This window comes from Acetobacter sp. DmW_125128, from assembly GCF_008704325.1.
In the GTDB taxonomy this organism is placed as follows: domain Bacteria; phylum Pseudomonadota; class Alphaproteobacteria; order Acetobacterales; family Acetobacteraceae; genus Acetobacter; species Acetobacter oryzifermentans.
In genome coordinates this window covers 1-25,283 of record NZ_VHOP01000005.1, presented here as the reverse complement: position 1 = coordinate 25,283, position 25,283 = coordinate 1, and the positions used below count along the sequence as shown (strand labels likewise).

The window sequence follows — 25,283 nt, the reverse complement described above, 5'->3', positions numbered from 1 at the left end:
CTATATGAGCATACAAGCAGGAGAGAACAGCAGCATGGAAACAGCAATACTTGGCGGTGGATGCTTCTGGTGTCTGGAAGCTGTTTACCGTGGCATGAAAGGCATTCTCTCTATTGCGCCGGGTTATGCGGGCGGCACTGTGCAGCACCCTACCTATCAGCAAGTGTGCACCGGGCAGACAGGCCATGCCGAAGTTATCCGGCTGGAGTTTGATCCTGCCATTATCAGTTATGCTGAAATCCTACGCATCTTCTTTGTTATGCATGACCCCACAACCCTGAACCGACAGGGAAATGATAAGGGCACACAGTATCGCTCTGTTATTTTCTATGAAAATAACCAGCAGAAGCAGCTTGCGGAAAGCGCCAAACAAGAAATTGCGCAGGAAAAAATCTGGGGCAATCAGCCTGTGGTGACAGAAATTCAACCTCTCACCACTTTCTGGCCAGCGGAAGAAGCGCATTTTGATTATTACGCCCGCAACCCTATGGCGGGGTACTGTCAGGTTGTTATCAGCCCCAAAGTGGCTAAAGCCCGCAAGGAATTTGCGCGTTACTTTAGCCCCACATAAAAAACAGACGGCTTATTCTGAAGTTTCATCTTCCAGAAAAAAGCGGTCTCCTTCTTCATCATAATCAAACAGTTCCGCAAACCGGCCCCAACCAATAATGGTCTGGAGTGTCTGGCGCGCGTAATCGGCAGACATACTATCTTCCAACTCACTACGGAAACGCTCTGCTTTAATGCTGTGAGATGGCCGTTCATCCAGAAGGGTGCAGATCATCCGCACCAACGGCACGTTATGGAGCAACGCGTGGCCCATAATAGCCTTGCGCTCATCCAAATCGCTCAGAACAAAATGCACGCCCTCGTTGGTGAGCAGGATATCTCCATCTTCCAGTTCTGCCAGACGCAAAAGTTCCAGAGATTCCCCTAGTGGGAACAGATCATCCAGTTCAAGCTGAAGCTTTTCTGCCAATACCGGCAAATCCGCTCGGCCATTGAGCGGGGGTGCAGCCAAGGCCTCCATCATTCCAATCATCATGGTAATGGAAACAGGCACCAAAGCGCGGAAAGAGCGGGTAAGGGCAGCGCCTTGTGGCGCGCCTCGGCGTGCCAGATCGGCCTCAGAAACAATAGGGGCACGCTGCGTCATCAACGCGTAAATGTGGTCCACCAGCTGGCGGAACTCTGCATCTTCGCGGTTACGCGGGTGTGCAAACGGCACATTCAGCACATGCGCAATGCGCCCGGGGTTGGAAGATGCAATCACGATACGATCACACATCAACACAGCTTCTTCAATATTATGCGTCACAATCAGCATACATTGAACTGGCAGCTTTTCTTCCGACCATAGCTCTATCAGATCTGTGCGCAAATTTTCCGCTGTCAGCACATCCAGGGCAGAAAAAGGCTCATCCATAAGCAGCAAGTCAGGATGCACCACCAAGGCACGGGCCAACCCTACACGCTGCTGCATGCCGCCAGAAAGCTCCTTGGGCCAAGCATTCTCATACCCACCCAAGCCAATCAGATCTATGGCATCATCAACCAGCTTGTCACGCTCTGCGGCAGGCACTCCGCGCGCATCTAGCCCCAGTGCTACGTTTTCTTCAACTGTCATCCACGGAAAGAGGGCGAAGGACTGAAAGACCACTGCAATTTCCTGCGTGGGTTTATGCAGAGGCTGCCCTTTCCACACTATCTCACCAGAAGATGGCGGCAGCAAACCAGCTAGAATACGCAGCAGGGTAGACTTGCCCGAACCTGAACGCCCAAGCAGCCCAACTATTTCTCCGGCATGCAAGGTAAGGCTAATGTTATCCAGCACCTGCACATCAGCAGCGCTATCCTTATGGTAAAAACGGCTGACATGACGTGCTTCTGCCAAAACAGAGCCGGATGGAAATGTTTTTTTCTCTGGGCCAGATGCCATTGCTCTCTATCCGGTTCAGTTCAGTTTTAGGCGACGAGCGACAAAGTCCGACAAAGGCCGCCATACCAAAGCATTGGTGAACATGACAAATATACACATCACCACCGTACCCAACCCAACATTACTTATGTTTCCCAGTTGAGTGCTTTGCGCAACATAAGCGCCTAGGCCGTGGGCCGTTAAGGTTGTTTCTCCCCACTGCGCCACTTCCGATGCAATGGCTGCATTCCATGCGCCACCTGCGGCCGCCATAACGCCCACAAGGTAATAAGGTGCAATGCCCGGCAGTATAATGCGCCGCCACCAGAACCAGCCTCTCACTTCCAGATTTCGGCCAACTTCCAGCAAATTGGACGGGAAGGAGGACGCCCCAGCAATAACGTTGAACAGGATGTACCACTGCGCCCCCAAAATCATCAGGGGGGTGAGCCAGATATCTGGCGTCAGATGAAAATGTACAATTACCACCACAAACACCGGAAAGAACAGGTTAGCCGGAAAAGCCGCCCCATACTGTGCCAATATCTGCGCCCGCCGGGCGCGCATGGGGTCCAAACCGCACCAGATACCCACCGGCACCCATATTAACGATGCCAGCACCAACATGCTGACCACACGCAGCAATGTGATACCACCCAACCCAAACACATAGGCAATCTGGCCAAGCGTGTAATGGGTATGCGCGTAAGCCCACACCTGCCATGAAGCCGCAAGGCAGACAATCAGAAGAAAGCCCCACCACAGCCAATCTGCACCATCACTGTTGTCATCCGCTGTGGCACGCACTGTATCAGGGCGAGCCCCCAGAGGCAGGTAGCTTATGCGCCGCCCAACAGAAAGCAGGGCATTGCCCCCCATCCGCAGTAAACGTGTACGGCGCACCAGCCGCAAAAACCATGGCTCCACAACCTGGGCCGTATTAACACTTTCCAGCCTGAAGCGTGTGGCCCACGCGGCCAAAGGCCGAAACAGCACCTGATCATAAACCAGAATAACAACCATCATGGCCACAATGGCTGCGGCTACAGCACCAATATTCTGCTGATCTATGGCCATACCAACATAGGAGCCTATGCCCGGCAGCGTAACATCCGTGCTGCCAACGGTAATGCTTTCAGAATACACCACCATGAACCAGCCACCGGCCATGGACATCATGGCGTTCCACACCAAGGATGGGATAGTGCAGGGCACTTCCAGCCGCCAGAACTTCTGCCAGCTTGTTAGGCCAAAACAACGTGCGGTTTCTTCCAGCTCAGGCGGCACAGACCGCAGGCCCTGATACATGCCCAACGCCATGTTCCATGCCTGACTGGTGAAAATAGTAAAAATTGCCGCACATTCTGCCCCCAATATACGCCCCGGAAACAACCCCAGAAAAAACGTGATGGTGAAAGACAGAAACCCAAGGATGGGAACAGATTGCAGTACGTCTAATAAAGGTATCAAAATCTGCCCTGCACGCCTGCTTTTGGCCGCCAACGTTGCATATACAAACGTGAACACCAAAGAGCACGCCAAAGCCGCAAACATGCGTATGGTTGTGCGCAACGCATAGCCGGGCAAATGCCACATATCCAAATGTATGGGCATGCTGGCAGGCGCCACCAATGGCCCCAGCATGTGCCTTACTGCTGCCCCCAGCGCTATTGCCGCAGCCGCCAGACACAAAAGCAGAAGAGCATCTGCGCTGTTCGGATAACGTAAAGGCAGAGAAGACGAACCTTGTGGCCGAGGTACAAGGTTCATCCAGCTTCTGTTCATGGCACTCCGGTTCCCGTGCTGCCAAACCCACCTGCGCCGCGCTGGGTTTCATCCAGCTCGTTACATTCGGCCCATGCCACCCGTGTAACGGGGGCCACAACGGCCTGTGCAATACGCATGCCGCGCTCAATGGTAAACGGGGTTTGGCCGGCATTCAGCACAATTACCCCCAGTTCTCCGCGGTAATCTTCATCCACTGTTCCGGGGGAATTGGGAAGGATAATGCCGTGCTTGAGAGCCAAGCCAGAACGCGGACGCACCTGAAGTTCATACCCACGGGGCAAGGCTATGCGCAGCCCGGTTGGTACCAACACTCGCGCACCGGGCAGCAACACCACGGGCTCTGCCACTGCGGCCAGCAAATCCATCCCCGCAGCCCCAGCCGTGGCGTAGGAGGGTAGGGGCAAACCCTGCGCATGAGGGAGGCGTTGCACCTGCACACTAAGATCAGCCGAAGGACAAGTGGGTGCAGACATCAACAAGCCTCTATCAAAATTTCAAAAACAATCTATCAGGATTCTGTAAACCAATCTGCCATGCGAGAAGCAAGCCTTTGTGCAACTTCTTCTTTTGGCATATGTGGCCAGCGCTCACTGCCTTGGGCGGTTATCAGAACAACCTGATTTCTATCACCCCCCATAATGCCTGTGCCAGCACTTACATCGTTTGCAACAATCCAGTCACATCCTTTGCGTTGGCGCTTGGCGGTTGCATGCTCCTCCACCTTTTCGGTTTCTGCGGCAAACCCCACAACAAGCATCGGGCGCTGTGGGCCGGGGGCGGAAATTTCGGCCAGAATATCTGGGTTAGACACCAGCCGAATAGGAGCGGGCACATCATCTCGGCTGGTTTTTTTAATTTTTTGCCCCGCTTGCACCTCAGGCCGCCAATCTGCCACCGCCGCGGTGCAGACAGCCGCATCAAACGGAGCCGCTGCCTTAACGCATTCCAGCATTTGGCAAGCTGTTTCGCACGGAACAAACGTAACACCAGCAGGCGCACGCAACATGGTTGGGCCACTTACCAATGTCACGGAAGCTCCAAGATCCGCCAACGCAGCAGCAACGGCATAGCCCTGTTTACCGGAAGATCGGTTAGCCAGATACCTTACAGGGTCCAGCGGTTCTTGCGTAGGGCCTGCTGTTACCAGAACAGCCTTCCCCGCCAAAGGGCCATTCTGCTGTTGCCGCTGGCGGAAAAATGCTTGCACGGCATCCAAAATATCGGCGGGTTCCGGCATCCGGCCTGCGCCAAATTCACCGCAGGCCATGGGGCCAATAGCTGGCGGCACAACATGTACGCCGCGCTGCTGTAACGTGGCCACGTTATGCTGCGTAGCAGCGTGCTCCCACATTCTCACATTCATGGCGGGAACGGCCATTACAGGTGCATCTGTCGCCAATAAAAGCGTGCTGGCCAGATCATCCGCCAGACCACCGGCCATGCGTGCCAGTAAATTGGCAGATGCAGGGCAAACAAGAACCAAATCTGCCCAGCGGGAAAGCGCAATATGCCCCATTTCCTGCTCAGCCGTTAACGAGAACAGGTCTGCATAAACCGGCTGCTCACTTAACGCTTGCAGGGTAAGGGGCGTTACAAACTGGCTTCCGCCTTCCGTAAGCACGCAGCGCACCTGCATGCCAGCGCCTTTAAGCAGACGTATCAACTCCGGCGCCTTGAAGGCGGCAATACTGCCGCCCACAATGAGCAAAACGGAACGGGAAGGCAAAACCACGTCCATACCCTTTGGCCTTATACGCGCCAGCCGGAATGAATGGCTGCAATACCACCGGAAAGGGACTGATACCGCACGTGAGAGAACCCAGCCTCACGGAACATATCTGCCAGTGTTTCCTGATCCGGGAAGGTGCGAATGCTTTCCGCCAGATACTGGTAGCTTTCACGATCCTTGGCGATCAGATTGCCCATGGCAGGCAGCACCTTGAAAGACCACGCATCATAGATAGGTGCCAGTGCTGCCACCTGAACGCGGGAAAATTCAAGGCACAGAAAACGCCCGCCGGGTTTGAGCACACGCCGAGCTTCACGCAGCACAGCCATTTTATCTGTGCAGTTCCGCAGGCCAAAAGCGATGGAAACCCGATCGACGGACATATCGCGCAGCGGAATAGCTTCTGCATCCACAACGCAAAAAGACAGATCGGATACAAAACCACGATCAATGGCCCGATCCCGCCCAACAGACAGCATGCTGCTGTTAATGTCGGTCATAATGGCGGAGCCACCGCCACCCTTCAGCCAGCCAAAGGTAATATCACCCGTGCCACCGGCCAGATCCAACAAAGACATGCCGGGCTGCGGGCCAAGCTCTGTTACAAAAATACGCTTCCATACCCGATGGATGCCAAGGGACATGATATCATTCATCACGTCATACTTACCCGCAACGCTATCAAACACGTCACGAACAAGATTTTTCTTTTCTTCCTTCCTTACGGAACGGAAGCCGAAATCCGTTTCTTCCACTGTTGCGTCAGAAGAAGCGGGGGAGGGCGTAAAGCTGTTGTCGGTCATGGGGTTCCCCTATACCCTGCTTTTTAGCCATGCCGGAACTCCCTGAAGTAGAAACCGTAATGCGCGGGATGCAGATTGCCCTGCAAAACGGTACCATCAAAGAAGCAATTGTGCGCCGTCACGACCTGAGATGGCGGATTCCTGCCGATTTCTCACAAACAATCGAAGGCCGCCGGATAGAAGGCTTTCGCCGTCGGGGCAAATATATTCTTATGCGCCTGTCTGGTAGGATGTCCATAATCTGGCATTTGGGCATGTCTGGGCGCGTGCTTCTCGATTCTCCAACCACGCCATTATTGCATGAGCACGTTGTGCTGATTCTGCAAAATGGAAAGCGCTGTGGTTACATAGATCCGCGCCGGTTTGGCATGCTGGATCTGGTTCCAACCGATCAGGAAGATACCTATCCATTACTGGCAGGCATGGGGCCAGAGCCGCTTGAGCCAGATTTTACCCCCAAAACGCTTTTGGCTGCCAGCAAAAACAGGCGGATGCCCATCAAACCTTTCCTGCTTGATCAGAAGGTTGTGGCGGGGTTAGGCAATATTTATGTGTGTGAAGCCCTGTTTCGGGCTGGCATTGCCCCAACCATGCCAGCCTGCAATCTTACCGCCCCCAAAGCCCGCAAATTGGCGCAAGCCATACGTGATGTGCTGGAAGAAGCCATAGAGGCAGGTGGTTCCAGCCTGAAAGATTATGTACGCCCAGAGGGCGGGTTGGGGTATTTCCAGCACGCATGGCGGGTATATGGGCAAACGGGTAAGCCATGTCCCAATTGCCCCGGCACACCCGCATGTTCTGGTGTGCAGCAGATAACGCAGGCCGGACGATCCACATTTTTTTGTCCCCAAAGGCAGAAAAACGGGTAAAATCCTAGTGGTCGGCATGGAAGAAGCTTGACGGAAGGCGCTTAGGTGCATTACAGCACCGCTTACTCTTTATGGGTAGCGCGTTCCGGCGTGTCTGCCCTATTAATCTTTCTTAAGTGCTGGACAGAATAGAAACTCATGGCGAATATCGCTTCGGCGCGTAAGCGCATCCGGCAGACCGCGAAGCGGACTGCTCGTAACACCGCCCGCAAATCCCGCATGCGTACTTTCATCAAGAAAGTAGAAACCGCAGTTGAAGCTGGTGATCATGGCGCTGCGCGCGAAGCACTGCGCCTTGCTCAGCCAGAAATCCAGCGTGCGGCCACTAAGGGCGTTATCCACCACAACACGGTGGCCCGCAAAATTTCCCGCCTGTCTGCCCGTGTGAAAGCACTGGCTCCGGCCTGAGGAAAGTGCGGGGCCACCTTAATTGGTGGCCATCTGACGCTTTGAGATAAAGCCGAATCATCACCCAGATGGTTCGGCTTTGTTTTTATCACCACCTTGGCTGGATAAAGCGCAAGCAGGGCAGGCAGCATGAAATATTGATTGCTCCATTTGCTCTCACTGCTTTACCTTGCTGGATGGCTTGGCGCTGTTCGGGCTACCTTCCGCAAGATATAAGCAAGCCTGCACCATAGGCCGCCAAGGCCGTTACAGATGTTACACAGCACCGGCAGCACACGTGCCGCCTGTTTTGTGAAAATGCGTGAACCCATTCGCGCCTTAATGACCGCTCGGGAGCAAAAATGACAATCGGAGTGGACGATGACGAAAGCGCCTTTTCCCGGCTTGAAGACGGCAAGGGGCTTGAGGAATCGTGGCTGCGTATCTGCGCCCGCCTGAAGGGCGAAGTTGGCGAAGTTGAATACCGCACTTGGCTGACCAAAATTGCGCTGGGCCCGATTGATGGTGATGAAATCACCCTGCTTTTACCCACACGCTTTTTGCGCGACTGGGTAAGAAGCCAGTATGGTGACCGCCTGAGCGAACTGTGGAATCAGGAAATCCCCAGCATCCGCCGGGTGGAGCTACAGGTTGCCCGCGCCGGAGATCCGGCCCCCATACCTTTGGAAAGTGTGCCAAGCGCCAACGCCGCAACACCCGCACAGGAAGAGGCCACCCCAGCAGCACGCACCGCGCCAGAAGTGCGGAGTGACTTGGTGACTGCGCTGGATAGCCGCTTTACGTTTGATACGTTCGTGGTGGGCAAGCCCAATGAATTTGCTTATGCCTGCGCCCGCCGGGTTGCAGAAAAACCCTCCAGCGTTGGGTTTAACCCGCTGTTCCTTTACGGTGGCGTTGGGCTGGGTAAAACGCATCTGATGCATGCCATCGGGGCCGAACTGATCCAGAGCGGCAATGTGTCCGTGGCCTATATGTCTGCCGAAAAGTTCATGTATCGGTTTATTGCGGCCATTCGTTCGCAATCTACCATCGAGTTCAAAGAGCAACTGCGTTCCGTCGATGTGCTGATGATTGACGATTTGCAGTTCCTGATCGGCAAGGACAATACGCAGGAAGAATTCTTCCATACCTTTAATGCGCTGGTAGATGCCGGGCGGCAGATTGTGGTTTCGGCTGATAAATCCCCATCCGATCTGTCGGGGCTGGAAGATCGGCTACGCACGCGTTTGGGCTGCGGTATGGTGGCAGATATTCATGCCACCACGTTTGAGCTACGTATTTCCATTCTGGAATCAAAAGCCGCTGCCTCTGGCGTTGTGGTGCCCGGTAAGGTTCTGGAATTTCTGGCACACAAAATTACGTCCAATGTGCGTGAGCTGGAAGGCGCGCTCAACCGCCTCATTGCTCACGCCAATCTGTTTGGCCGCCCGGTTACTCTGGAAGCCACACAAGAAGTACTGCACGATATTCTCAAAGCGCATGACCGGCGTGTAACAATTGAGGAAATCCAGAAAAAAGTAGCCGAGCACTGGAACATCCGCCTGACAGACATGTCATCCGCCCGCAGGGCGCGCAATGTGGCGCGGCCCCGGCAGGTTGCAATGTATCTGGCTAAGCAGCTTACAAGCCGCTCTCTGCCAGAAATCGGGCGTAAGTTCGGTAATCGTGACCACACAACCGTTATGCATGCGGTAAATCGCGTTACGGAACTGATGGGGCTGGATGCTGCTTTTGCAGAAGATGTGGAACTCCTGCGACGGATGCTGGAAAGCTGAAAACGTAGAGATTCCAAAGGGATTGACTGATAATGCCCACCTGTTACTTTTCGAGGTGGAAAAAGCAGGTGCCTCTTGCCAAACAGAGGCCCTGTCTTGCAGGAAAGAGGGTTAGATGAAGTTTTCGGCGGAACGTGCAACACTGCTTAAGGCGTTGGCCCATATCCAGAGTGTTGCAGAAAAGCGTAACACCATACCCATTCTAGCCAATGTTCTTATTCAGGCTGCTAATGGACAGCTCAGCCTGAAAGCCACGGACATGGAAATTGAAGTGGTTGAAGGTGTTCCCGCCAACATCACGCGGGAAGGGGCGACAACTGCACCTGCATCTGTTTTGTACGAAATCGTGCGCAAGCTGCCCGATGGTGTGGATGTAGAGCTGGATCAGGCCGATAGTGAAGGCCCTCTTCTGCTGCGTGCGGGCCGCTATGCTACCCGTCTGAACGTGCTGAGTGTGGATGACTTTCCATCCATGGGGGCAGGAGATTTCCCATATCGCTTCAAACTGCCCGCAACAACACTACATTCTCTCATAGACCGCACACGTTTTGCCATTTCAACCGAAGAAACCCGTTATTACCTCAACGGTATCTTCCTGCATGGCACAGAAGTAGATGGCGAACCCAAGCTGCGCGCCGTGGCTACAGATGGACACCGCCTAGCCCGTGTGGAAGCCGATCTACCAGCAGGCGCCGCCGGAATGCCGGGGGTTATTGTCCCACGCAAAACCGTGGCCGAAGTGCGCAAGCTGATTGATGAAGCGCCAGAAGAAGTAGAAATCGCACTTTCTGAAACGCGTATTCAGTTCACGGCAGGCCCCGTTACACTTACATCTAAGCTGATTGATGGCACGTTCCCTGAATACGAACGGGTGATCCCACGCAACAACACACGCATCCTGCGGGTTGGCAAAAAAGATTTTGCAGATGCCGTGGCACGTGTTGCCGCCATTAGTCAGGAACGTTCTCGCCCGGTAAAGCTCACGCTCGAACCCGGCCTGCTTACTCTGTCTGCCAGCAGCACAGAGCAGGGCATGGCTAAGGAAGAGCTGGATGACAACCGCATTTCCTACGATGCAGAAGGGTTGGAAATCGGTTTTCAGGCACGCTACCTTAACGACATCACAGATCAGGTAGAAAAAGAGGTGGAATTTGCGTTTGCAGATAGCGCATCCCCCACCATTGTGCGCGATGTAGATAGCCCATCTGCACTCTATGTTCTCATGCCGATGCGCGTGTGATCCGCTTTTTTGCTTTAACACTTACGGCCTGCCTCCGTTGCCCAAATGCAGGCAGGCCAACAGAAGCAGCGTGGCATGCCCCGGCTTCTTAAACTTACGCTTTCCAATTTTCGCAATTACGAACGGCTTGTATGGTCCCCCAATGCAAGCCTATTGGTGCTGACAGGCGAAAACGGCAGCGGCAAAACTAATCTGCTGGAAGCAGTTTCTCTTCTCTCGCCCGGTAGAGGGCTGCGCGCGGCACCTCTTACACAATTTGGCCGAATGGGCGCGATCAACTGGGGTGTTTCTGCGCGTATTGAAACGAAAGATGAGTTTCTTGAACTCGGCACCGGCACGCAAGGCGGGCAGGAGAGGCCACGCCGCGTTTTTTTGCTCAACGGTCGGCAAATTCGGGGGCAAGAAGCGTGGGAAGATACTCTTGCTACTGTGTGGATTACCCCACAGATGGATCGGTTATTTAGTGAGGGCGCATCCGGTAGGCGGCGCTTTCTAGATCGCCTGGTTATGGCGGTAACACCGCACCATGCGCGGGAACTGGCCGCATATGATCGTGCCATGACGCAACGCAATCGCCTGCTGCAAACACGCTTTTCCGAACACTCATGGCTATCTGGATTAGAAGCCTCCATGGCGCGTCATGCTGTGGCTGTTGCCGCAGCTCGGCAGGAAACCGTGCGCCAGATTTGCCATTATGCCCAAAATGGTCTGGGCGCTTTTCCTGCTGCCATTGCGACACTGCAATGCGCTATTGCCCAGAAACTGGAAACATCTCCAGCGCTGACCGTAGAAGATTGGCTATGTGCAAAACTTGCCGAGTTGCGAGAAGATGATGCCGCACGTGGGCGCGCCACATTTGGCACACATCGCAGTGATTTTTTGCTGGAAGATCTCTCGTCCAGACAACCGGCAGCACTCGCCAGCACTGGCCAGCAGAAATCCTTGCTTATTGGCATTGTGCTGGCACACGCGCGGCTTGTAACCGACTACCGCGGGCAGCCCCCCATTTTGCTATTGGATGAACCTTTAGTGCATCTGGACGCTGCGCGCCGGGCTTCATTGCTGGAAATTGTGCAGGATTTTCGCACAACTGTGCTGCTTACCGGCACAGATCAGGCACCTTTTGCCCCACTTAAGCACAGCGCTCAGTTCGAAACCCTGAAAAACGGTGCTTTTTTGCCATCTGGGCCATAAAACATACGGCTCAATCTGGCCCCAGAGGCTTGATCAGGGTATAAGAATAAAAGGTTTTTTTGTTCTTTCCTGTACGGAGCGTACCGTTCTTATGACCGACCTCTCTCAGCCCACGCCATCTGCCGTTTCCGAAGAGTATGATGCCGCGTCGATCTCTGTGCTGAAGGGGCTGGATGCTGTCCGTAAACGGCCCGGCATGTACATTGGTGATACGGACGATGGCTCTGGCTTACACCACATGGCGTTTGAAATTATTGATAACGCAGTGGATGAGGCTCAGGCCGGTTTTGCATCGCGCTGCATTGTCACTTTTAATGCAGATGGCAGCGTAAGCGTGCGCGACAATGGGCGTGGCATTCCTACAGACATGCATACAGAAGAGGGTATTAGCGCCGCCGAAGTGGTGCTGACCCGCCTGCATGCTGGCGGCAAGTTCAACCAGAATTCCTACAAGGTTTCTGGCGGCCTGCACGGGGTGGGCGCTGCCGTGGTGAATGCGCTTTCTGAGTGGATGGAAGTGCGCATCTGGCGTAACGGACAGGAACACTTCATTCGCTTCCAACATGGTGAGCGCGATGCCCCGTTGGAGGTGGTTGGCCCATCTTCCGAACCATCAGGCACGGAAGTAACCTTTAAACCCAGCAGTGAAACATTCCCCAAAACGGATTTTGATTTCACTATTCTGGAGCGCCGCCTGCGTGAGCTGGCCTTCCTGAACTCCGGGCTAGAAATTGTGCTGCGCGATGCACGCGTTACCCCCGTGCGGGAAGAAAAATTCTTTTACGAAGGTGGGCTAGAAGCTTTTGTAGATTGGTTGGATAGGTCTCGCACCTCGCTGTTTGCTCCACCCATTACTGGTAGCCTAGAAAACCCGGACAACGGCATTAAGGTCGAGTTCGCGCTCACATGGAATGATAGCTTCCATGAAACTATGCTGTGCTTCACCAACAACATTCCGCAGCGCGATGGCGGAGCGCATCTGGCAGGCTTCCGTCAGGCACTTACCCGTGTTGTTGGCAAATATGCCGAAAGCATTGCCAAAAAAGATGCGCTTTCCCTGCAAGGGGAAGATATGCGGGAAGGGCTGACGGCTGTTCTGTCCGTTAAAGTGCCAGACCCCAAGTTCTCTTCCCAAACCAAGGACAAGCTGGTTTCGTCCGAAGTGCAGCCCGTTGTACATGCTGCTGCGGCAGACATCATCAGCCACTGGTTTGAAACACACCCCAAAGAGGCAAAAATTGTTGTCTCTAAGGTGCTGGATGCTGCCTCTGCGCGTGAAGCCGCCCGTAAGGCGCGTGAGCTTACACGCCGCAAAGGGGTTCTGGATGTTTCATCACTGCCCGGCAAACTAGCAGACTGCCAGGCTCGTGACCCAGCCAAAGCTGAACTGTTTATTGTGGAGGGTGATTCCGCAGGCGGCACCGCCAAACAGGGGCGTGATAGGCGCTTCCAAGCCATTCTGCCTCTAAAAGGCAAGATCCTGAACGTAGAGCGCGCGCGGTTTGACCGCATGCTAGGCTCTGCCGAAATTGGCACGCTCATTACGGCTCTTGGTACTGGTATTGGCCGTGGCGAGCCAGAGCAGGGTGGTTTCTCTATTGAAAAACTGCGTTACCACCGCATTGTCATTATGACTGACGCTGACGTGGACGGATCTCATATCCGTACACTGCTACTGACCTTCTTCTTCCGCCAAATGCCAGAACTGATCGAACGCGGTTATCTGTATATTGCCCAGCCGCCGCTTTACCGTGCCAAACGCGGGAATGAAGAAACATACCTGAAAGACGATGCCGCACTTGAGCAATATCTGCTCAACAAGGCCCTGAACAATGCCAGCTTTGTTTACACGGACAAACGCGTTGTAAGTGCTGAGGAGCTGGCCGCAGATCTTCCGTTCATTCGGCAGGCAGCGCAGGCGATTAACCGCCTTTCCAACCGCATTCCTTCTTGGATTATCGAACAGGTTGCCTTGGCTGGCGCGCTAACAACAGATATTGAGCTGCTCCAGCAACGGATGCCAGCACTTCAGCAGCGCCTTGATGCAGCATCTGCTGAAAATGAAAAAAGCTGGAAAGCCGTTGCCAGCGCAGATGGTGTGGAACTGGCCCGCAATGTGCGTGGGGTAGGGGAAGTGTACCGCATTGACCCAACCATGCTGGCCAGCAACGATGCCCGCTGGCTGACCATGCAAGCAAACCGCCTGCAAAAAGACTTTGCAGAAGGCGTGGCGCTGAAAAACGATACCACCGAACACCAACTGAGTGGCCCGGCTGATCTTTATACCCGACTGCTGGCACAGGGCCGCCGTGGGCTGACAATTAACCGCTTTAAAGGTCTGGGCGAAATGAATGACGCTCAGCTTTGGGAAACCACATTGGACCCGGCTATGCGCACGCTGTTGCAGGTACGCGTAGGCGATGTGGAAGAAGCTGGCGATGTGTTTACCACCCTGATGGGAGATATTGTTGAACCCCGGCGTGATTTCATTGTCGGCAACGCACTTAAAGTTGCCAATCTGGACGTCTAACCCTGCATAAAGGGGGAGAATTTACCTCTCTCCCCCTTTGGGACTATAAAAAAGCCGCAGCCTGAAAAATCAGGTTGCGGCTTTTTTGTTAGCAAGAATACTGGCTTCGCCTAGTTTACCCTTTAATCAGAGCATCAATCTTCTTGAACTGCTCCAGCAAGGCTGGCAGGCTTTTTATAGGTAACATGTTGGGGCCATCGCTGGGCGCTTGGTCTGGGTTCTCATGCGTTTCAATAAACAGAGATGCCACACCAATTGCCAAAGCAGCACGAGAGAGCACAGGGGCAAACTCACGCTGGCCACCAGATGCACCACCTAAGCCACCCGGTTGCTGTACGGAATGCGTGGCATCAAACACAACGGGGTAGCCAGTCTGGGCCATAATAGGCAGGCCACGCATATCATTTACCAGCGTATTATAACCAAAGCTGGTACCACGCTCACACAGCATGATGCGATTATTGCCCGTAGAAGCAATTTTGGCCGCAACGTGCTTCATATCCCACGGTGCAAGAAACTGGCCTTTTTTCACATTCACCGCAGCTCCCGTTTTACCGGCTGCCAATAACAGATCTGTCTGGCGGCACAGAAAAGCCGGGATTTGCAGCACATCCACAGCTTCTGCAACCGGAGCGCACTGTTCTGGCGCATGCACGTCTGTTAGCACCGGAATATCCAGCGTATTCCGCACGTTAGCCAGAATATCCAGCCCTTCGGCCATGCCAATACCACGCGCACTGGAAATGCTGGTGCGGTTGGCTTTATCAAACGAGCTTTTATAGATCAGCCCAACACCAGCCTTCTGGCAGATTTCCTTCAAAGCCGTGGCTGTTTCCATTGCATGTGCAGCGGATTCAATCTGGCACGGCCCGGCAATCAGCACAAATGGCTGATCATTACCGATGTACAAAGAACCAAGCTGAAAATCCGAACCCAATGCCTGCGTCATGCTTTTTTAGCCTTTTCCAGCGCAGCCCCCACAAACCCGGCGAACAGCGGATGCGGTGCAAACGGCCGAGACTTGAGTTCCGGGTGATACTGCACAGCAATGAACCACGGATGATCTGGATATTCCACCACTTCTGGCAAGATGCCATCTGGTGAAAGGCCAGAGAACTTCATCCCGGCTTTTTCAAGCTGATCCTTGTAATGAATATTCACTTCATACCGATGGCGATGCCGCTCACGAATGGACGTTGCGTTATACACTTCTGCCGCGCGGGAGCCTTCAATCAGCTTGGCTGGGTACGCGCCAAGGCGCATGGTGCCACCCAGTTCTCCACCTTCGCTCCGGCGCAGGCGTTCGTTACCGCGTGCCCATTCGGTCATCAGACCCACCAAAGGCTCTTCCGTATAGCCAAATTCGGTAGAAGATGCGTTGGGTAGGTCAGCCAGATTACGGGCACATTCAATAACCGCCATCTGCATGCCAAAGCATATTCCAAGGAACGGAATACCTTTTTCACGCGCAAAGCGAATGGCCTCAATCTTGCCCTGAGATCCACGCTCACCAAACCCACCGGGCACCAGAATGGCATCTACATCGCCCAGTTTAGCTTCTAGTGATGCCGGGTCTTTTTCAAAAACTTCGGCATCCACCCAATCCAGAACAACCTTGGTACGGTGGGCAATGCCACCATGCAGCAGAGCTTCGTTCAGAGATTTGTAGCTATCCAGCAGGGCTGTGTATTTACCAACCACTGCAATGCGCACCTCGTTATCGGGGTGGCGGATGGCATCTACAATTTTTTCCCACCCTGTCAGATCAGGTTCTTCAGCGTGGGGCAGGCCGAAGTAACGCAGCACTTCGGTATCCATACCTTCTGCATGGTAGGAAAGAGGGCAAGAGTAAATGGTATCTACATCCCGCGCGGCAATAACGGCTTCGGGGCGCACATTGCAGAAATTGGCAATCTTGCGCCGCTCTGTTGGCGGAATAGGGCGATCACAGCGGCACAGCAAAATTTGCGGCTGAATACCCACATTCTGCAATTCCTTAACGGAATGCTGGGTCGGCTTGGTTTTCAGCTCACCCGCAGAAGGTATCCACGGCAGCAGCGTAAGGTGCACAACCATGGTCTGATCCGGGCCCAGATCATTACGCAGCTGGCGGATAGCTTCCAGAAATGGCAGGCTTTCAATATCGCCAACTGTGCCGCCAATTTCCACCAACACAAAGTCCAGATCATCCGTATTGGCAACGACAATGTCTTTAATGGCATCCGTAATATGCGGGATAACCTGCACGGTTGCGCCCAGATAATCACCACGCCGTTCACGGGCGATAACATCTGAATAAATTTTGCCTGTTGTGGTGTTGTCTTCCTTAGAAGCATTTACCCCCGTGAAGCGTTCATAATGGCCAAGATCAAGGTCTGTCTCGGCGCCATCCTCGGTCACAAACACTTCCCCATGCTGGTAGGGGCTCATGGTGCCGGGATCAACGTTCAGGTAGGGATCAAGCTTGCGTAGGCGCACTTTGTAGCCACGCGTCTGCAACAGGGCAGCAAGGGCAGCAGATGCAATGCCTTTGCCAAGAGAGGATACCACACCACCGGTGATAAAAACAAAGCGGGTCATGAGCAGACTTCCTACACGGACAAGGCCGGGCGGGTAAAGATGGACAAACGCAAACTACCGCATGCCACAGGACATGCGGAGCTGAAGGGATGAAAGGGCTCTCTCCTCACACATAGCGGAAAGGAGAGAGAAACCTGCATTTTACGGATGCGCCGGAGTAGCTGGCTGCGGAGCAGGAGCTGTTGTTGCCGGAGCAGCAGGTGCGGGCGCTGTGGCTGCCGGGGGCTGGGCCAGAATATCATGCCCTTCACCCGTAACGGAGCCTTTGTAAAGCATGGCTAACAACAGGGAAAGCAGCATGAACACACCAGCCAGCACAGCCGTTGTGCGCGTAAGCAGGTTGGCTGTTCCGCGGCCGGACATGAACGCACCCATGCCCTGGCTGCTGCCAATTCCAAGGCCACCGCCTTCACTCCGCTGAATTAGCACAACGCCAATCAGGGCTATGGTCACACAGAAATGCAGGATCAGCAGGGCTGTGGTCATGTCAGATTCCAGATCAGAACAGCAAATCAGGCAGCAGATGCTGCGCTGACGATGGAAAGAAACGCGTCCGCCTTAAGGCTGGCACCGCCAACAAGCGCACCCGCCACTTCAGGAATGGGCAGGATGGTGGCCGCATTCCCAGCGTTTACGGACCCTCCATACAGGATTTTGATGACTTTTCCAGCCTCTCCAAACTGTCGCACCAATTCTTCACGCAGGAATTTCATGGTTTCGGCAATCTGATCAGTGGTGGCGGCAAGGCCTGTGCCAATCGCCCAGATAGGCTCATATGCCAAAATACCATTAAACCCATCGGGCAAAGAGCCCTTGATCTGCCAACCCAGCGCATCAAAGTGCTCACCAGTTTCGCGCTGATCTTCGGTTTCACCAATACAGACAATCGGGGTCAGCCCGGCTTTGGCAGCGGCCATGGCTTTTTCACGCACGGTTTCATCCAGTTCACCATGTTCCTGACGGCGTTCTGAATGGCCCAAAACAACATAGGACACGCCCAGATCAGCCAGCATGGGGGCAGAAATATCACCCGTATGCGCGCCAGAAACATCCTGATGGCAATCTTGCGCACCCAACTTTACCGGTGTGGGCTTTAACGCATCTGCCAGCAGCCCAAGCTGGGTAAAGGGCGGGCACACCACCACATCCGCGCTGTTGGCGGGCAAGCCGCTGGTGATAGCCTTGACGAGTTCCTGCGAATCACGGCTTAGGCCATTCATTTTCCAGTTGCCGACAATAATCTGTCTGGTCATGTCCTGCTCCTTGCCTGTAGCGCGCCATGCCAGCGGGCACGTGCGTTTATAATATGGTTCTTACATGAAGGCTAAACCATAGACGCCCCCCTTGGGGCAAGAGAGCAGGCGCCTTAATTCTTGCCTGTCTGTCGTGCAGGAGCGGTTATGTCTGGTCAAGCACCGCAGCTACCCTTATGGTGCCGCGCCTGTGCATACCCTTTGTGGTATGATGTTTTTTAAGCATAGCTGTGGATCCATCGGGTCATGATTTCCTATCTACGTCGCGTTTTTGTTGAGTCCTGGCTGGGCCGGGTGACTGCAATTGTCATTTTTCTGGCCTTTGTCGGCTGGGGAATAGGCGATGTTATGGGCTATATGGGGGAAGAAACGGATGTTGTTGCCAAAGTGGGGCAACAACAGGTTTCTTCCGATGATCTGGCCACAGCCCTGCAATCTGAACTGCCAACAATTGCCCGCCAGATGGGGGTATCAGACCCATCGCAAATTCCTTTGGCCATGCAGCGGCAGGTTGCCTACCAGATTCTGCACCGCCTGATTGGGCAAGCAGAGCTACTGAATACCGCACAGAAGTTAAAAGTGGCAGTGCCTGATTCGGCCGTACGGGATGAAGTATTCTCGCTCCCTTATTTCAAAGGCGCGAATGGCCAGTTTGATCGCGCCAGCTTCAATCAGAAACTGCATGACCGCGGGCTAACCGAGCAACGCTTTTTGGACATGGTGCGGAATGATCTGACCACACGCACCATTCTACAACCCTTGGCGCAGGCGGGCAGCGTTTCCGACACAATGCTCCAGCGCTTTCTAACCTACGGTGCAAAAACGCGCGTGGTGGATTTTGTGAGCATTCCGTTTGCTGCGCAGCCCACCCCCAAAACACCAGATGATGCCGTATTGCAGCGCTATTACAACAACCATTCGTGGATGTTCCGTACGCCGGAACTGCGCCATGCCAAGATTGTGGTGCTTTCCCCACAAACAGTGGCAGACAGCATCATCATGGATGAAGCCGATATCAAGCGCATCTATGATGAGCAGAAATCTCGCTACAACGTACCAGAAACGCGCGATATCCAGCTTATAACCCTGCAAGATCAGGCACAGGCAGCCGCCATTGCCAACGCGTGGAAAGTAGGTGGCAACTGGCAGGCTATCCAGAACAGCGCAAAAGATGCGGCTGCGGTAGAAATGCCAAATGCTCGCCCGTCCACAATTCCTTCTGCTACTCTACGGCAGGCTGTTTTCCATGCTCCAGAAGGTCAGGTCAGCGATCCGCTTAAAACCGAAGGTGGATGGGCTGTTTTTCGTGTTACCAAAATAACGGCTCCGCACACCACGCCGTATGAAGATGCAAAAAAAGACATCCTCTCGCAGTATCGGGCTGCTGTTGCGCCATCTGTTGCAGGTGAGCGCAAGCGCAAGCTGCAAGATGCGCTTGCAGGCCAAGGGCTAGATGCCATTCCGGCAGATCTGGGTGCGGTTGCTGCGGCAGGCACACTGGATGCGCAAGGCATGACGGCTGATAAAGAACCCGCGCCGTTGCCAGCATCCGGCAAGCTGCGTGAAGCCATTATCCACCAGATTTTCACCCAAAAACCCGGCGCACGTGCAACGCTTGTGGATGGGCCGGACAACAGCAGCTTTGCTGTGGAAGTGGATACCGCTACACCCGCAGCCCCTCGTACATTTGTGCAGGCACAAACAGATGTTTTGGCCGCATGGCAGGATGAAGCACGCAAGCATGCAGCAAATGAGCAGGCAACAACCCTGTATTTGGCAGCCAAAAACAAGCAGGCTTTAGGCACAGTAAACGCATCAGGTGCACAACTTACGCGGGATGCAGCTTTCTCTTTCGCCAAGCCCAACAAGAATATTCCGGCAGCACTCATGGATTATCTCCCACGCATGCAGCCGGGGCAGGCGGTTATGACAGAAGATGACGGCCACTTCCTTGTGGCAATTGTCACAAAGCTGTTCGTGCCCAACCCACCAGCCCCAGCCGATGGCGTACAGCGCCTGAAAGACTCTCTGGCACAGGCAGATAGTGATGATCTGGTTGCCAGTTATGTGGAGGCATTAAGCAAGCGCACACCGCCCCATATTAACGAACGCGCTGTTATGGCCACACTATCTGCCGCCGGATTTGGAGGAGAAGCCACGCCATGAGCATTACCGCACGCATTGCGCCTTCACCCTCTCGCCAGCAGTGTGAAGCCGCTTGGGCGCAAGGCCAGCCTTCTGTTGTGTTTTCTGTAGAAGCAGCAGATTTGTTGACACCTGTTTCAGCCTACCTGCGCCTTGCGCGCTTTGATGGTGGCACCGGCAAAAACACGTTGTTGCTGGAAAGTGTGGAAGGTGGCACATCGCGCGGGCGGTATTCTGTTATTGCCCTCAAGCCAGATATTATCTGGACCTGCCATAACGGGCAGATCACGCTGGATGAAAGCCCGGAAAACCCGGATATTGCCCCGCGTATTCTTACAGAAAAGCCATTGGAAAGCCTGCGTGCCCTGATCCATGCCACGCGCATGGAGCTGCCCGAAGGCGTTCCTCCAATGGTTGCGGGCCTGTTTGGATATTTGGGCTATGACATGGTGCGCCAGATGGAGCATCTGCCAGATGCGCCACCGGATGATCTGAACCTGCCTGAATCTATTCTCATGCGCCCCGGTCTTTTTGCTGTGTTTGACACGGTAAGCGATGAGCTGATTCTGGCCGCGCCTGTTCGCCCACAAAAAGATGAAACCGCCGCACAGGCTTGGGATAAAGCGCAAGATCTGCTGCGCCGTGCGCGCGAATGCCTGTCAGGAGCGCTGCCGCCTTTACCAAAACAGCCAGAAAACCTGCCAGAACCGGCTGAACCGCGTTCCTCCTTCAGTAAGGATGAGTTCTGTCAGGCCGTTGAGCGTATTCAGGATTATATTGCGGCTGGCGATGCCTTTCAGGTTGTTCCCAGCCAGCGTTTTTCTACGCCGTTTCCGCTTCCATCTCTGGCGCTGTACCGTACGCTACGGCGTATTAATCCAGCGCCATTTCTGTTCCATCTGGATTTTGGTGATTTCTCACTTGTTGGGTCCTCGCCCGAAATTCTGGTACGCTTGCAGGATGGTACCATGACGGTACGCCCGCTTGCTGGCACACGCCCGCGCGGCAAAACGGCGGAAGAAGACCTGCGGCTTGAAAAAGATCTTCTGGCCGACCAGAAAGAACTGGCCGAGCATCTGATGCTAATAGACCTTGGCCGTAATGATGTGGGCCGTGTGAGTATTCCCGGTACGGTGAAAGTGACAGAACGATTCGTGATTGAGCGTTTCAGCCACGTCATGCACATTTCTTCCAACGTGCAAGGCACACTCAAGCCGGAACTGGAAGCGCTGGATGCCCTTGTGGCCGCTTTTCCCGCAGGCACGCTAACAGGTGCGCCCAAAATCCGCGCCATGGAAATTATTGATGAAGTAGAACGCACCCGCCGCGCCACCTACGCCGGGTGCATTGGCTATTTTGGCGCTGGCGGCAACATGGATACGTGCATTGGGCTGCGCATGGCCGTTGTAAAAGACGGGCAAATGCATGTGCAAGCTGGCTGCGGCGTAGTGGCAGACAGTGTGCCAGAAACAGAATATGAAGAAACACGCCATAAAGCCCGCGCTGTATTCCGCGCCGCAGAAGCCGCGTTGGAACAGGCAAGGGCAGGGCGTTCTTAATGTCGTTTCTGTTCCATTCTTATTTGACCCCAACAGTACATAAGGTCATCATTCGGCCATGATCCTTCTGATCGACAATTATGATAGCTTCACCTTCAACCTTGTTCACTATCTGGGTGAACTGGGGGCACAGTGTGATGTCCGCCGCAATGATGCCCTAAGCGTAGAAGATGCACTGGCCCTCAAGCCGGATGTCATTGTGCTTTCTCCCGGCCCATGTTCCCCCAATGAAGCCGGTATCTGCTGTGATCTGATATCTGCCGCAGCCGGTAAGGTGCCTGTTTTTGGCGTATGTCTGGGGCATCAAGCTATCGGGCAGGTGTTTGGTGCACAGGTGGTGCGTGCCCCTACGCCCATGCACGGCAAGGTGAGCCCCGTTTTCCACAACGGGCAGGATGTTTTTGCGGGCCTACCCAACCCGTTTAATGCCACGCGCTATCATAGCCTTACGCTTGAACCTGCCAGTATTCCGGATGCCCTGGAAGTTACGGCATGGACGGAAGATGGTGTTATTATGGGTGTGCGCCACCGGCAGTATCCCATTTCGGGCGTGCAGTTCCATCCGGAAAGCATTGCCTCGGAATATGGCCATGATCTGATGAAAAACTTTCTTTCCATCGCATCTGCCTGGAAAGAAAAACAGGCCGTTGCCTGATGTCCGCTCCCCTTCATGGCGCTGCATCTCAAGTAGCAGGTGAGCAGTTTTTTTCTACCATTCTGGCACGTGTTGCAGACGGGCAAACACTAAGCGCAGCCGAAGCCGAATCTGCTTTTGGCGTTATTATGGATGGCCTGATTGCGCCAGAACGCATTGCGGCTTTTCTTATGGCTTTGCGCGTGCGTGGCGAAACGCAGGATGAATTGCTTGGTGGTGTAACGGCTTTACGGGCCCGCATGCGCACTGTGCCCGCCATGCCTGCCGATACGATAGACGTATGCGGCACGGGCGGAGACAATTACGGCACATTGAATGTATCCACCGCTGTTGCCTTTGTGCTGAGTGCGCTTGGTGTGCCCGTTGCCAAACACGGTAACAGGGCTATTTCTTCGCGTTCTGGCGCTTCCGATGTGCTGGCTGCGCTAAGTGTTCCACTTTCTGCACAAGCCGAGGTTCTGGCGGAGCAGATGCAGGTACACCGGGTCATTTTCCTATCTGCTCCGCACCACCATCCCGCCATGCGTTTTGCTGCTCCGATACGCAAAACCTTAGGCGTGCGTACGCTGTTTAACCTCATGGGGCCATTGGTAAACCCGGCAGGTGTTAAACGGCAGCTTGTGGGCGTTTTTTCACCCGCATGGCTGGAGCCTATGGTCAATGTGCTCAAAAATCTTGGCTCCCAGAAGGTCTGGGCCGCATGCGGCCTACCATCAGACGGGCAGGGCGGCATTGATGAAATTACGCTGGCAGGCCCTACACAGGTTGTAGCGCTGGAAAATGATGCCATCTGCTCGTTTTCTATTACGCCAGAAATGGCTGGCCTTGCCTATGCTCCGGTCAGCTCCATATTGGGGGGGGATGCCCAATACAATGCGCAAGCTCTAGAAGCTTTGCTGCATGGTGCATCAGGAGCATATCGTGATACAGTTGTTTTAAACGCCGCCTGCGCACTTCACGTGGCAGGGCGGGTAACACTCCTGCGGGACGGACGCATTGATCCGCAGGCCTTGCGGGAAAGTGTGGCTTTGGCTGCACGCCCACTGGATGATGGCACGGCTTTGGCAGTGCTAAACGGTTTGCGCGCTTCTAACCCGGATGCACGCGCCTGAGACATGACAGGATAATCATGACCGATACACCACTCGCGTCCTCGGCAGCTTCTGCTTCGGACACTCTTGCCAACAAGATTGACGAACTGCCGGATGTTCTCTCCCGCATCTGCGCACGCACCAAGCTGGAAGTTGAACATCGCTCCACCCTGATGTCCCTTAAGGAAATCACAGCCAAGGCGCAGGAAACCAAAGAGGCTCCACGCGGGTTTGGTCGGGCGCTGAAGGAAAAAGCTGCTGATCGCGCAGTTGGCCTGATTGCAGAAATCAAGAAGGCTTCTCCTTCCGCTGGTATCCTGCGCGAAACGTATAATCCGGCAGAAATTGCCGCAGAATATGAGCAAGCAGGGGCAGCCTGTATTTCCGTGCTAACGGAAAGCTCCTGTTTTCATGGTGATAATGAAGATCTGGGCAAGGCGCGGGCTGCATGTTCCCTTCCTGTTCTGCGCAAGGATTTTATTCTTGATCCGTGGCAGGTTTATGAAAGCCGCATGATCGGGGCAGATTGCATTCTGCTCATTATGTCTATCCTGTCTGATGAAATGGCGCTGGAACTGGTTGACCACGCCAAAGGGCTAGACATGGATGTGCTGGTGGAAGTGCATGATGAGGAAGAACTGAACCGCGCCCTTGCGCTGGATACCTTCTTGATCGGTATCAACAACCGTAACCTCAAAACGCTTCAGACCAGCTTGGATACCACGCGGGAACTTTCTCCTCTGGTGCCGCCAGATCGGATTATTGTGTCTGAAAGTGGCATCAAAACGCATGAAGATATCGTGCAGCTTTCCGGCATTGGCGTAACGGGCTTTCTGGTAGGTGAATCCCTGCTGCGAGATCCGCATCCCGGTGATTCTGCCAAAAAACTGTTGGGGCTGGCCTAACGTGCCCTCTCCAGCACTCACGCATCTGGATACAGCCGGGCATGCGCATATGGTGGATGTTTCCGCTAAAGCTGCCACGCGCCGCAAGGCTGTGGCCACCGGGGCTATTATTATGCAGCCCCAAACGCTGGAAATGATCCTTTCAGGCGCAGCCCCAAAAGGTGATGTTCTGGCAACGGCCCGCATTGCTGGCATTATGGCTGCAAAAAAAACAGCAGATATTATCCCGCTCTGTCACCCGCTTAGCCTAAGCAGTGTAACTGTGGATCTGGCTCCGAATGATAACAGGATCGAGATTACCGCAACTGTTACAACAACTGGCGCAACCGGGGTGGAAATGGAAGCGTTAACCGCCGTGTCTGCTGCGGCCCTTACACTGTACGACATGTGCAAAGCAGTTGACCGTGGCATGCAGATAGAAAATATAAAGCTCCTTCATAAAAGTGGGGGACGCTCAGGAGACTACAACGCTGCATAATAAAACACGCGAAACAGCAGGCAGTTTTACTGGAGCTTTAGAAACCATCTGAAGGCCCGGAAACGGATGCCGCTGTTGCGCACCATTTATTACGAACTGTTTACATATCGCAAAAGGTTCATCACGCATGGGAACGAACGCCAAACAGGTCGGCAAGGCAGGAAATAACGGTCCTTCCTTAACACGAGACCAGTTTCTTAAAGCCTACTATGACATGCTCCTGATCCGCCGCTTTGAAGAAAAAGCCGGGCAACTTTACGGTATGGGCCTAATTGGCGGTTTCTGCCACCTGTATATCGGGCAAGAAGCTGTGGTGGTTGGTATCCAGATGAGCCTGCATGAAGGCGATAAGCTGATTACATC

General features: G+C 54.1%; 23 protein-coding genes. 14 read left to right on the top strand and 9 right to left on the bottom strand.

The window, feature by feature from the left end:
• The first annotated feature begins 34 nt into the window (after positions 1–34).
• Positions 35–571: a peptide-methionine (S)-S-oxide reductase MsrA gene (gene msrA, locus FKW19_RS02010; RefSeq protein WP_035351367.1), complete on the top strand. Its 537-nt coding sequence runs from the start codon at positions 35–37 to the stop codon at positions 569–571.
• Positions 572–583: 12 nt separating this feature from the next.
• Here msrA and FKW19_RS02005 read toward each other — a convergent pair whose 3' ends face one another.
• The 5 genes from FKW19_RS02005 to FKW19_RS01985 are packed head-to-tail and all read right to left on the bottom strand — an operon-like array spanning position 584 to position 6,238.
• A complete protein-coding gene (locus FKW19_RS02005; protein WP_006115306.1) occupies positions 584–1,939 on the bottom strand; it encodes a nitrate/sulfonate/bicarbonate ABC transporter ATP-binding protein in 1,356 nt (451 codons plus the stop codon).
• Positions 1,940–1,954: 15 nt separating this feature from the next.
• Positions 1,955–3,703 carry an ABC transporter permease subunit gene (locus FKW19_RS02000; protein ID WP_089178961.1) on the bottom strand — a complete coding sequence of 583 codons (1,749 nt, stop codon included), beginning with the start codon at positions 3,701–3,703 and terminating at the stop codon, positions 1,955–1,957.
• Positions 3,700–4,179: a dUTP diphosphatase gene (gene dut, locus FKW19_RS01995; protein WP_089178960.1), complete on the bottom strand. Its 480-nt coding sequence runs from the start codon at positions 4,177–4,179 to the stop codon at positions 3,700–3,702. The genes FKW19_RS02000 and dut overlap by 4 nt, the downstream gene beginning before the upstream one ends.
• Positions 4,180–4,214: 35 nt before the next feature.
• Positions 4,215–5,444, bottom strand: a complete 1,230-nt coding sequence (gene coaBC, locus FKW19_RS01990; RefSeq protein ID WP_089178959.1) for a bifunctional phosphopantothenoylcysteine decarboxylase/phosphopantothenate--cysteine ligase CoaBC — start codon at positions 5,442–5,444, stop codon at positions 4,215–4,217.
• An 11-nt stretch (positions 5,445–5,455) separates the two neighbouring features.
• Positions 5,456–6,238, bottom strand: coding sequence for a class I SAM-dependent methyltransferase (locus FKW19_RS01985; protein ID WP_006115302.1), 783 nt, complete (start codon positions 6,236–6,238; stop codon positions 5,456–5,458).
• A gap of 29 nt (positions 6,239–6,267) precedes the next feature.
• Here FKW19_RS01985 and mutM point away from each other — a divergent pair, with 29 nt between their 5' ends.
• The 6 genes from mutM (at position 6,268) to gyrB (ending at position 14,254) form a co-directional block, all read left to right on the top strand.
• Positions 6,268–7,107: a bifunctional DNA-formamidopyrimidine glycosylase/DNA-(apurinic or apyrimidinic site) lyase gene (mutM, locus tag FKW19_RS01980; protein WP_089178958.1), complete on the top strand. Its 840-nt coding sequence runs from the start codon at positions 6,268–6,270 to the stop codon at positions 7,105–7,107.
• 138 nt (positions 7,108–7,245) lie between these two features.
• Positions 7,246–7,515 (top strand): 30S ribosomal protein S20, encoded by a 270-nt coding sequence (gene rpsT / locus FKW19_RS01975; RefSeq protein WP_012812907.1) that lies wholly within the window; start codon positions 7,246–7,248, stop codon positions 7,513–7,515.
• Positions 7,516–7,856: 341 nt separating this feature from the next.
• On the top strand, positions 7,857–9,290 hold the full coding sequence (dnaA, locus tag FKW19_RS01970) for a chromosomal replication initiator protein DnaA (RefSeq protein WP_006115300.1): 1,434 nt from the start codon (positions 7,857–7,859) through the stop codon (positions 9,288–9,290).
• Positions 9,291–9,405: 115 nt separating this feature from the next.
• Positions 9,406–10,530, top strand: a complete 1,125-nt coding sequence (dnaN, locus tag FKW19_RS01965) for a DNA polymerase III subunit beta (RefSeq protein ID WP_089178957.1) — start codon at positions 9,406–9,408, stop codon at positions 10,528–10,530.
• 45 nt (positions 10,531–10,575) lie between these two features.
• Positions 10,576–11,724, top strand: a complete 1,149-nt coding sequence (gene recF, locus FKW19_RS01960; RefSeq protein WP_006115298.1) for a DNA replication/repair protein RecF — start codon at positions 10,576–10,578, stop codon at positions 11,722–11,724.
• 91 nt (positions 11,725–11,815) lie between these two features.
• Positions 11,816–14,254 carry a DNA topoisomerase (ATP-hydrolyzing) subunit B gene (gene gyrB, locus FKW19_RS01955; protein WP_089178956.1) on the top strand — a complete coding sequence of 813 codons (2,439 nt, stop codon included), beginning with the start codon at positions 11,816–11,818 and terminating at the stop codon, positions 14,252–14,254.
• A 115-nt stretch (positions 14,255–14,369) separates the two neighbouring features.
• Here gyrB and kdsA read toward each other — a convergent pair whose 3' ends face one another.
• The 4 genes from kdsA to tpiA all read right to left on the bottom strand — a co-directional run bounded on the left by kdsA (position 14,370) and on the right by tpiA (position 18,087).
• A complete protein-coding gene (gene kdsA, locus FKW19_RS01950; protein WP_089178955.1) occupies positions 14,370–15,203 on the bottom strand; it encodes a 3-deoxy-8-phosphooctulonate synthase in 834 nt (277 codons plus the stop codon).
• Entirely contained in the window at positions 15,200–16,834 is a 1,635-nt protein-coding gene (locus tag FKW19_RS01945) for a CTP synthase (protein ID WP_003625521.1), read from the bottom strand. Before FKW19_RS01945 ends, kdsA begins: the two co-directional genes overlap by 4 nt.
• A gap of 141 nt (positions 16,835–16,975) precedes the next feature.
• Positions 16,976–17,320, bottom strand: a complete 345-nt coding sequence (gene secG / locus FKW19_RS01940; protein WP_006115295.1) for a preprotein translocase subunit SecG — start codon at positions 17,318–17,320, stop codon at positions 16,976–16,978.
• A gap of 26 nt (positions 17,321–17,346) precedes the next feature.
• Positions 17,347–18,087: a triose-phosphate isomerase gene (gene tpiA / locus FKW19_RS01935; RefSeq protein ID WP_089178954.1), complete on the bottom strand. Its 741-nt coding sequence runs from the start codon at positions 18,085–18,087 to the stop codon at positions 17,347–17,349.
• Between the two features lie 246 nt (positions 18,088–18,333).
• Between tpiA and FKW19_RS01930 the strand changes: the two genes are divergently transcribed.
• The 7 genes from FKW19_RS01930 to FKW19_RS01900 all read left to right on the top strand — a co-directional run.
• Positions 18,334–20,253, top strand: coding sequence for a SurA N-terminal domain-containing protein (locus FKW19_RS01930; protein ID WP_089178953.1), 1,920 nt, complete (start codon positions 18,334–18,336; stop codon positions 20,251–20,253).
• A complete protein-coding gene (gene trpE, locus FKW19_RS01925) occupies positions 20,250–21,791 on the top strand; it encodes an anthranilate synthase component I (RefSeq protein WP_006115292.1) in 1,542 nt (513 codons plus the stop codon). Before FKW19_RS01930 ends, trpE begins: the two co-directional genes overlap by 4 nt.
• Positions 21,792–21,849: 58 nt before the next feature.
• Entirely contained in the window at positions 21,850–22,446 is a 597-nt protein-coding gene (locus tag FKW19_RS01920) for an aminodeoxychorismate/anthranilate synthase component II (protein WP_006115291.1), read from the top strand.
• Entirely contained in the window at positions 22,446–23,558 is a 1,113-nt protein-coding gene (gene trpD, locus FKW19_RS01915) for an anthranilate phosphoribosyltransferase (RefSeq protein ID WP_089178952.1), read from the top strand. The genes FKW19_RS01920 and trpD overlap by 1 nt, the downstream gene beginning before the upstream one ends.
• 17 nt (positions 23,559–23,575) lie before the next feature.
• On the top strand, positions 23,576–24,442 hold the full coding sequence (trpC, locus tag FKW19_RS01910) for an indole-3-glycerol phosphate synthase TrpC (RefSeq protein WP_089178951.1): 867 nt from the start codon (positions 23,576–23,578) through the stop codon (positions 24,440–24,442).
• A 1-nt stretch (position 24,443) separates the two neighbouring features.
• Positions 24,444–24,920 (top strand): cyclic pyranopterin monophosphate synthase MoaC, encoded by a 477-nt coding sequence (gene moaC, locus FKW19_RS01905; RefSeq protein ID WP_089178950.1) that lies wholly within the window; start codon positions 24,444–24,446, stop codon positions 24,918–24,920.
• Between the two features lie 127 nt (positions 24,921–25,047).
• A partial coding sequence (locus FKW19_RS01900; RefSeq protein WP_238706778.1) for a thiamine pyrophosphate-dependent enzyme occupies positions 25,048–25,283 on the top strand: 236 nt, incomplete at its 3' end.

Coding starts and splice junctions, on each gene's coding strand:
- msrA (WP_035351367.1), top strand. CDS start 35: ATGGAAACAGCAATACTTGGCGGTGGATGCTTCTGGTGTCTGGAAGCT.
- FKW19_RS02005 (WP_006115306.1), bottom strand. CDS start 1,939: ATGGCATCTGGCCCAGAGAAAAAAACATTTCCATCCGGCTCTGTTTTG.
- FKW19_RS02000 (WP_089178961.1), bottom strand. CDS start 3,703: ATGAACAGAAGCTGGATGAACCTTGTACCTCGGCCACAAGGTTCGTCT.
- dut (WP_089178960.1), bottom strand. CDS start 4,179: ATGTCTGCACCCACTTGTCCTTCGGCTGATCTTAGTGTGCAGGTGCAA.
- coaBC (WP_089178959.1), bottom strand. CDS start 5,444: ATGGACGTGGTTTTGCCTTCCCGTTCCGTTTTGCTCATTGTGGGCGGC.
- FKW19_RS01985 (WP_006115302.1), bottom strand. CDS start 6,238: ATGACCGACAACAGCTTTACGCCCTCCCCCGCTTCTTCTGACGCAACA.
- mutM (WP_089178958.1), top strand. CDS start 6,268: ATGCCGGAACTCCCTGAAGTAGAAACCGTAATGCGCGGGATGCAGATT.
- rpsT (WP_012812907.1), top strand. CDS start 7,246: ATGGCGAATATCGCTTCGGCGCGTAAGCGCATCCGGCAGACCGCGAAG.
- dnaA (WP_006115300.1), top strand. CDS start 7,857: ATGACAATCGGAGTGGACGATGACGAAAGCGCCTTTTCCCGGCTTGAA.
- dnaN (WP_089178957.1), top strand. CDS start 9,406: ATGAAGTTTTCGGCGGAACGTGCAACACTGCTTAAGGCGTTGGCCCAT.
- recF (WP_006115298.1), top strand. CDS start 10,576: ATGCAGGCAGGCCAACAGAAGCAGCGTGGCATGCCCCGGCTTCTTAAA.
- gyrB (WP_089178956.1), top strand. CDS start 11,816: ATGACCGACCTCTCTCAGCCCACGCCATCTGCCGTTTCCGAAGAGTAT.
- kdsA (WP_089178955.1), bottom strand. CDS start 15,203: ATGACGCAGGCATTGGGTTCGGATTTTCAGCTTGGTTCTTTGTACATC.
- FKW19_RS01945 (WP_003625521.1), bottom strand. CDS start 16,834: ATGACCCGCTTTGTTTTTATCACCGGTGGTGTGGTATCCTCTCTTGGC.
- secG (WP_006115295.1), bottom strand. CDS start 17,320: ATGACCACAGCCCTGCTGATCCTGCATTTCTGTGTGACCATAGCCCTG.
- tpiA (WP_089178954.1), bottom strand. CDS start 18,087: ATGACCAGACAGATTATTGTCGGCAACTGGAAAATGAATGGCCTAAGC.
- FKW19_RS01930 (WP_089178953.1), top strand. CDS start 18,334: ATGATTTCCTATCTACGTCGCGTTTTTGTTGAGTCCTGGCTGGGCCGG.
- trpE (WP_006115292.1), top strand. CDS start 20,250: ATGAGCATTACCGCACGCATTGCGCCTTCACCCTCTCGCCAGCAGTGT.
- FKW19_RS01920 (WP_006115291.1), top strand. CDS start 21,850: ATGATCCTTCTGATCGACAATTATGATAGCTTCACCTTCAACCTTGTT.
- trpD (WP_089178952.1), top strand. CDS start 22,446: ATGTCCGCTCCCCTTCATGGCGCTGCATCTCAAGTAGCAGGTGAGCAG.
- trpC (WP_089178951.1), top strand. CDS start 23,576: ATGACCGATACACCACTCGCGTCCTCGGCAGCTTCTGCTTCGGACACT.